This is a genomic window from Salinivibrio sp. MA427, assembly GCF_001996115.1.
Classification (GTDB): domain Bacteria; phylum Pseudomonadota; class Gammaproteobacteria; order Enterobacterales; family Vibrionaceae; genus Salinivibrio; species Salinivibrio costicola.
The window spans coordinates 1-7,313 of the sequence record NZ_MUFH01000120.1; the positions used below are offsets into that span (position 1 = coordinate 1).

Annotated in this window: 7 protein-coding genes and 1 pseudogene; 3 read left to right on the top strand and 5 right to left on the bottom strand. The window is 48.6% G+C overall.

Going from position 1 to position 7,313, the window contains the following annotated elements:
- Positions 1–253 precede the first annotated feature (253 nt).
- Positions 254–985 (top strand): 3-oxoacyl-ACP reductase FabG, encoded by a 732-nt coding sequence (fabG, locus tag BZG79_RS09080; RefSeq protein WP_021023758.1) that lies wholly within the window; start codon positions 254–256, stop codon positions 983–985.
- Positions 986–1,019: 34 nt separating this feature from the next.
- The gene (locus BZG79_RS09085) at positions 1,020–1,727 is read left to right on the top strand and encodes an SDR family oxidoreductase (protein ID WP_077668994.1); all 708 of its coding nucleotides are present in this window, start codon (positions 1,020–1,022) and stop codon (positions 1,725–1,727) included.
- Positions 1,728–1,744: 17 nt separating this feature from the next.
- Here the strand turns inward: BZG79_RS09085 and BZG79_RS09090 are convergent, their stop codons facing one another.
- Positions 1,745–2,434: a hypothetical protein gene (locus BZG79_RS09090; protein WP_077774237.1), complete on the bottom strand. Its 690-nt coding sequence runs from the start codon at positions 2,432–2,434 to the stop codon at positions 1,745–1,747.
- Between the two features lie 169 nt (positions 2,435–2,603).
- Between BZG79_RS09090 and BZG79_RS09095 the strand changes: the two genes are divergently transcribed.
- The gene (locus tag BZG79_RS09095) at positions 2,604–3,368 is read left to right on the top strand and encodes a transporter substrate-binding domain-containing protein (RefSeq protein WP_077660610.1); all 765 of its coding nucleotides are present in this window, start codon (positions 2,604–2,606) and stop codon (positions 3,366–3,368) included.
- 13 nt (positions 3,369–3,381) lie between these two features.
- Here the strand turns inward: BZG79_RS09095 and BZG79_RS09100 are convergent, their stop codons facing one another.
- From BZG79_RS09100 to BZG79_RS16670, 4 genes and pseudogenes are all read right to left on the bottom strand, one after another.
- The gene (locus BZG79_RS09100; protein WP_077774238.1) at positions 3,382–4,581 is read right to left on the bottom strand and encodes an acetate/propionate family kinase; all 1,200 of its coding nucleotides are present in this window, start codon (positions 4,579–4,581) and stop codon (positions 3,382–3,384) included.
- 3 nt (positions 4,582–4,584) lie between these two features.
- A complete protein-coding gene (locus tag BZG79_RS09105; RefSeq protein ID WP_077669872.1) occupies positions 4,585–6,006 on the bottom strand; it encodes a bifunctional enoyl-CoA hydratase/phosphate acetyltransferase in 1,422 nt (473 codons plus the stop codon).
- A gap of 43 nt (positions 6,007–6,049) precedes the next feature.
- Positions 6,050–6,823, bottom strand: a complete 774-nt coding sequence (fabI, locus tag BZG79_RS09110) for an enoyl-ACP reductase FabI (RefSeq protein WP_021023763.1) — start codon at positions 6,821–6,823, stop codon at positions 6,050–6,052.
- A gap of 348 nt (positions 6,824–7,171) precedes the next feature.
- Positions 7,172–7,313: pseudogene (locus BZG79_RS16670) on the bottom strand (SAM-dependent methyltransferase); the annotation flags it as partial.

Consider the following 7,313-nt stretch of genomic DNA (forward strand, 5'->3'; position numbering starts at 1 on the left):
GCATATATTGCTGCGACAAAGGTTGCGAGTTGATTGACGTCGGCATAGGTCCTCTCTTAAACACGGTGACATCTTGATTAAATTTTAGCCTATTTCTCCTCAGAWTGATATCACAATGTATGCTTAAGACGCTTGCCTTTGGCCCAGTTGTTGCACGTTGATCTTTCAGTGGCGCAACGTTGCGAGAAGAAGCAAAGGCTTAGATGACCAACTGCCCAAGAACCTATTGATCAATACAACAAGGAGAAAAACTATGCTGACCGGTAAACACTGTGTCATTACGGGAGCCGCTCAAGGTATTGGCCGTTCCATCGTCGAGACATTTGTCGAACAGGGAGCACACACCGTTTACGCGCTAGACCGGACTGTAGATAACATGCAAGACTGGCAAAACCATGCCGTAATAAAACCCGTGGCGCTCGATGTCTGCCACAGAGACGCTGTCGCCAGCTGGGTGCAGACGCTGCACCAACACAACGCAGTCATCGATGTGCTCGTTAACAACGCAGGGATTACGCGTGATAATTTGCTAACCAAAATGAGCGAAGAGGATTGGGATGCTGTCATTGATGTGAATCTTAAAGGGGTATTTACCATGACACAGGCGATAACACCGCTGATGCTCGCTCAAGAGCATGGCGCGATTGTCAGTTTATCGTCAGTGGTCGGTACCGATGGCAATATTGGCCAAACCAACTATGCCGCTTCAAAAGGAGGTGTCATCGCAATGACAAAAACCTGGTCAAAAGAGCTCGCTCGTCATGGCGCACAAATTCGCGCCAACTGTGTCGCACCTGGATTTATCGAAACGCCTATGACCGCCAACTTACCAGATAAAGTCATCGACATGATGAAAGGGAAGACACCACTCGGGCGAATGGGTACCGCACAAGACATCGCGAATGCGATCAGTTTTCTTGCCAGCGACAACGCGAGCTTTATCACAGGTCAAACACTTAAAGTTGATGGTGGATTAGTCATATAATGACGTGATATTCATCCACAACATTGAGCGTTTTATGACCCCGACACTTCTTATCACTGGCGCGAATCGCGGAATCGGTTTAGCCCTTACCGAGCGGTATCTTGAACATGGCTGGCGTGTTATTGCTTGTTGCCGCTTTCCGGGTTCCGCGCCGCATTTAATGACGCTAAAAAATCACTATGCCTCACTGACAACACAGGCGTTGGACGTGACAGACCACGCCGCAGTGCAACAACTTGCATCAAACCTCAGTGACACGCCCATTCACTTACTGATCAATAATGCCGGTCAATATGGTCCCAAAGGCTATCAGCTAGGAGAAACGGACACAGAGGCGTGGCGAGAGGTGTTAGCGGTCAATACCATTGCGCCACTAGTCATGGCTGAGTCGTTTATCCCACATCTCACGCTTGCCAACAATAGCGGACATACTCCTATTTTCGCCTTCATCTCATCAAAGGTGGGGAGTATGAGCGATAATCAATCAGGAGGGGGTTATATCTACAGAAGCTCCAAAGCCGCTCTAAACGCAGTCGTCAAAAGCTTATCAATTGATTTACGACCAAAAGGGATTCGCACCGTCGCCCTACACCCTGGCTGGGTACAAACCCAAATGGGCGGTCCTAATGCGCTGATTACCGCCGACATCTCGGCGCAAGGGCTCAAGCAAGTTCTCGATACACTCACCGACAGCCAAAGCGGACACTTTTTCGATTATCAAGGCAACACCATTGCGTGGTAGGCCGGTAGCGGTGGCGTTCAAATCGGGAAAAAGGTCATAGAGGCCATACTGTGTACCACTTGATTGATATTACGATTGGTACTGTCCGCCACCATCAGTGCCATCATATCTTGGATCAAGATCATCTGACTCAGTAAGCGCTCATAACTATAATTGGGGACACCATTTGCATTCATGCCGTTACTGAGCAGCAGCAAATGACCTTGATCATCACGACGGTTATTTAACAGCCACGCAATTTTTTCAAGGTTACGTGCACAGTTATAAAGCTTTTGCTGATCAATATCATCGAGTAAGAAGAACTCAGTCTGGTGATTATAGCTAGCGCTTATCATCCCAGTGACACCGGCCATCAGTGCGAATACACGATCACCCTCGAACTCAGTAGAAAATGCCAGCGGCAACAATGCAATGCCGTCCATTCCACCCAGCTCACGGAATCCATTCTGGGGACGCTGCTCCGCCATTAGCTGGTGAACGCGTTGGTCGATGGTCATTCCGGGCACTTTTTTTAGCTCTCTGGGATTACGTTTATAGAGCTTGATCAGTAGTCGCTCGGTGATCTGACGAATTTCGGCGATATGAATATCGGTAATCAAATCCATATCTGATTTCGCAAGATTTTTTATATCAAACGGCCGTCCCAGCTTTTGTGCACATCCTGTTAGGCTGAGTATCAATAACCCCACCCAAAACCCGCGCGTCATAGTGTTATCCTTACATCCTTTGTCGGCGCTAAGGATACGCATTTCACGCCCAGTCGTGGACTGAAAGAGATAACTTTGTATGGAATATCACATTTTTTACGAACAATCAGAATCGCAGTCTCTGTAGCCCCTGCTACACTCTTCAAAAGTGGTCACTCGGAAGAGCCTTATGCGACGCTGTCTCATTCATGCATTTTTTATCACCATCGCATTTAGTGCATGCACTTATGCCACTGAAAATAAAACCATTATATATGCAATACCGCATTGGCCACCATGGAGTGATACCAGTGAGTATCCCTACCAAGGTATTGATGTTGATGTGGTTAATGCTTTAGCGAACAAGATCGCTGTTGATGTAGAAACCGTTCAATGTGCATGGAAACGATGTCTGCGTTTGTTAGAAACGGGTAAAGCAGATATCGCGACAAATGTACTGAAGCGAGCCTCTAGAGAGCGCTATCTTTATTATCTTTCGCCGCCTTATCGAACCAATCTCATATACGCTTTCTATACTCACAAAGGCAGTATGATATCGATTAAACATCAATCTGATTTGTACTCATACTCAGTGTCACTCGAACGAGGCGCCAGCTTTACATCCGATTTTGATAACGACTCGAATATTACTAAACGCCCTGTTAGTCAAATAGACTTTGCGATTAAACAATTAATCAATCAACGTGCAAGTGTGGTGATTGGCGAAAGTCATCAAATTGACTACATGGTGGCGAAGTTCGATCAAAACGATGTGCTTGAAAAGCAGCCTTTGACCTACTCCGAAGCCCTTGAAAGTTACATTGTCCTAAGCAAAACGTCATCAAATTCGCATTTAAAAAAACAGCTTACCGATGCGCTGAAACAACTGGTCGCATCGGGAGAAATAACAGAGATTATAGATAACCATAGCCGCAAAGCTACTCGCACTGACTAACGATTGTTCGTGGTTATTCCATATCGATCATCGCTACGCAATCCATCGCGATCACGCGTTCTTCATCGGTCGGGATCACCCAAACGCCCACCTCACTGTCAGCGGCTGAGATACAGATTTGGTTCAGTTGATTCGCCGATGCATCTAACCTGATGCCAAGCCAACCACATTGGCGCACGACACTGTCTCGTACGGGTGCTGCATGCTCGCCAACACCCGCCGTAAACACCAAATGATCGAGTCCTCCCAAGGCGGCAGTCAAACTCCCGATCTCTCGGGCGATACGATAACAATAATGGTCGATCGCCTGCTGGGCTCTGGGTTTATCACTACGTAATAATGTTTGCATATCACTGCTGATCCCAGACAAGCCTAACAGGCCAGACTCCTTGTAAAGGAGTTTGCTTACTTCAGCGACCGTCATTCCTTCTTCACCGATGAGGTGTAAAACCAATCCGGCATCAATTGCGCCACAGCGCGTCCCCATGGGTAACCCTTCTAGCGCTGTAAACCCCATGGTCGATGCAATACTCTGTCCTGCTTGGATCGCACATAAGCTGGCACCGTTACCCAAGTGGGCCACAATCACACGTGCTTGGGGATCATAATTAGGAATCATGGAAGGTAAGCAACGGCAAATATAATCATAGGAAAGCCCATGAAAACCGTACCGTTGAAAGCCGCGATCGTACATCGCATAAGGCAACGCAAATTGGCGAGCCTCTAAAGGCTGCTTCGCATGAAAGGCGGTATCGAAGCAGGCAATTTGAGGCGTACCAGGCAATCGCTCGTCTAGCGCTCGAATGGGTGCGAGGCTATAAGGTTGATGCAATGGCGCCAAAGACGTCAATGCGTCCAGTAGCGTCACTTTATCCGGGTCCAGGCGGGTGGCACAATCATAGTGCATCCCTCCATGAACCACACGATGTCCGACCGTAATGAGGCGTTCGAGCACATTATGCTGCCCTAACCAATCGAGTAACGACATAATAGCCGCCTGATGATCGTTGGCCTCAGCCGGAGCAGTGGCATAGGCATGATTCCCGGCATGCATGATCACCGCGGTTCGTTCTGTCCCTAGTCCAGAGAACTGCCCCCGAAATACACAGACTTGCTGATCCGTGTTGTCAGAATTAGACATTGCGCCAGCGTCGAACAACGCAAACTTTAGGCTCGACGAACCACTATTGATTACGAGTATATTTTTCATCATCCACTAGACACGCGACTTATCGAGCGATTTTCGTTGATAGTCCGCCAGTAATAACGCTAGCGCGCTTGACGCTATTCGCGTTAAAGCGTCATCGGCTCGACTGGTTAACATAATGGGCACTCTTGCGCCCACCACGACACCAGCGCCTTTGGCATCGGCAAGATAGCTGAGTTGTTTCATCAGCATATTGGCCGCTTCTAGATCGGGAGCCATCAAGATATCAGCACGCCCTGCCACTGGCGACTCAATACCTTTTGTTGCACGCGAGTCCTCAGAAACGGCACTATCAAAGGCCAGTGGGCCATCAAGGATCCCACCCGTGATCTGACCACGTTCAGCCATTTTGCACAGCGCGGCAGCATCAATCGTCGCATTCAACTTCGGATTAATCGTTTCAACGGCTGACAATATGGCCACTCGCGGATGGGCGTTCCCGATCGCATGCGCCAGCTCAATCGCGTTTTGAATGATATCGCGCTTTTGCGCGAGCCCTGGGTAAATATTGATCGCAGCATCGGTAATAAATAACGGTCTTGGATAGGTCGGAACATCGAATGCCATTACATGGCTTAAACAACGTTCAGTACGCAATCCTCCCTCACGTTTGACAACCTCGTGCAACAGTTCGTCAGTATGCAACGCGCCTTTCATTAATGCTTCAATTTGACCCGCTCGTGCCATTTGCACGGCGCGCTCTGCAGCCGCGTGACTATGCGGAGTATCGACAATTTCGAAGTCCTGAATATCCACTTCGGCGGTGTCTGCAGCGGCGAGAATTTTATCTCTTGGCCCCACCAGCGTTGGAATGATTAGTTGCTGTTTTGCCGACGCAACCGCGCCACGAATAGAACTGTCATCAACGGGGTGGACAACCGCCGTATGCATGGGATCAGGATGATCCGCTGCGGTAAGAATCGCGTGTAACTGCCCGCGCTCAGACAAGCGCACTTCTGGCATGACTGTCCGTTGACGGCTTACTTTTTTAGTGGGGGCTAATACGCGTGCTTCGCCTTCGATGACGGTATCGCCGCGTTGATTTTCGCAGCGACAGGCAAACACAATATGATGGCGTTTATCGTCCATTTGGTCGACGCGTACGATTACTCGAAGTACGTCGCCAAGCATGACCGGTGCTTTAAAGGCTAACGTTTGGCCTAAATAAACCGTCCCAGGCCCGGGTAACTTGGTACCGAGCACCGTTGATATCAATGCGCCGCCCCACATGCCATGGGCAATAATCTCTTGGAAACGGCTGCTTTTGGCAAAGTCATCATCCACATGAGCAGGATTGACATCACCGGACATTATCGCAAAAAGCTTAATGTCCTCCATGGTTAAACGTTTTTCTAAAAACGCCTCATCACCGATTGAAATTTCATCGTACGTCTTATTCTCGATGACCTCCTCGTTATGTGTCCCTGTCATAGTAAGCTCCTTAATCGTCTATAACGTCGAAAAATACGCTGATTTAAAAACGAAGATGATGACCGGCGTCGACGTAGTGCGTTAGCCCTGTCAGTACACACCCTGCATCAGCAGTAAGGTAAACAACCGCATTCCCCACATCCTGTACCGTTGCCAGTCGACGTAACGGCGATCGCGTTTCACCGTCTACCGCCAACGCTTCAAATTCTTTTAATCCAGAGGCGGCACGCGTACGAATTGGGCCTGGAGAAATGGCATGAACACGGATACCTTGCGGCCCAAGTTCAGCGGCGAGATAGCGCGTGGTCGATTCGAGCGCGGCTTTAACCGGTCCCATCAAGTTGTAATTATCCACGGCTTTTTCTGCGCCATAGTACGACATGTTAAATAGTGTGCCCCCAGCTGACATAAGAGGCTCTGCCCGCTTAGCCATGCGAATGAACGAGTGGCAGGAAATATCCATCGCGAGCGAAAAGCCTTCTCGAGAGCAATCCACCACCCGACCGTGTAAATCATCTAACGGCGCAAACGCGATCGAGTGAACAACAAAATCAATCCGCCCCCATTTTTCTTTGGCACGCGCAAATAGCGCATCCAATTGGTGGTCATCTTGCACATCACACAACATCATTTCAGGATCCCCCATTGACGGCTTCAGGGGGGTGACAAAGCGCTCTGCCTTAGGTGACCCATACGTCACCAGTACGTCTGCGCCTGCTTGGTGTAACGCTTGGGCGCAGCCAAAGGCAATGCTATTTTCATTCGCCAGGCCCGCCACAATGCCGACTTTACCTTCAAGTGAGAAAGGATGTTCCACGATGTTCTCCCTAGATTTATAACGAAAGCGTGAGCCGCTCCACGTGAGGCGTTCAACACATAGAGCAGTTACACTAAAAAATGTGCTGCCTACTTTAGAGGACTCACAAGCTTTTAACTTAGACCCAAATCAGGACTAAAGGCAAAATTATAGATGAAATGAGAAGCAATCTTTGTAAGAAAACAAGACACTTTTGCAAAACTTTAATGACAAGCCTGCACAATAGGCTCAATGGAGAGCTTTTACTCAATTTAAGTAGGCGTGTGATAAATGAGCTCTGAGCCCATGACGAAAAAACGCCGCTTTTTATAGAAAAAGCGGCGTTATGCTAGCGTATATCGCGTGAATTTAAGCCAATTCGGCCATTACACATTTTGCAAGATCTGCTGGGCGATAGTACACGGACTTCATGACCTTGCCTTGACGAATCAATTTACCGTCAACCGTCACATCTGTTGCGCATTTGGCAATAATCCCGTCATCTTTGGGG

Coding starts and splice junctions, on each gene's coding strand:
- fabG (WP_021023758.1), top strand. CDS start 254: ATGCTGACCGGTAAACACTGTGTCATTACGGGAGCCGCTCAAGGTATT.
- BZG79_RS09085 (WP_077668994.1), top strand. CDS start 1,020: ATGACCCCGACACTTCTTATCACTGGCGCGAATCGCGGAATCGGTTTA.
- BZG79_RS09090 (WP_077774237.1), bottom strand. CDS start 2,434: ATGACGCGCGGGTTTTGGGTGGGGTTATTGATACTCAGCCTAACAGGA.
- BZG79_RS09095 (WP_077660610.1), top strand. CDS start 2,604: ATGCGACGCTGTCTCATTCATGCATTTTTTATCACCATCGCATTTAGT.
- BZG79_RS09100 (WP_077774238.1), bottom strand. CDS start 4,581: ATGATGAAAAATATACTCGTAATCAATAGTGGTTCGTCGAGCCTAAAG.
- BZG79_RS09105 (WP_077669872.1), bottom strand. CDS start 6,006: ATGACAGGGACACATAACGAGGAGGTCATCGAGAATAAGACGTACGAT.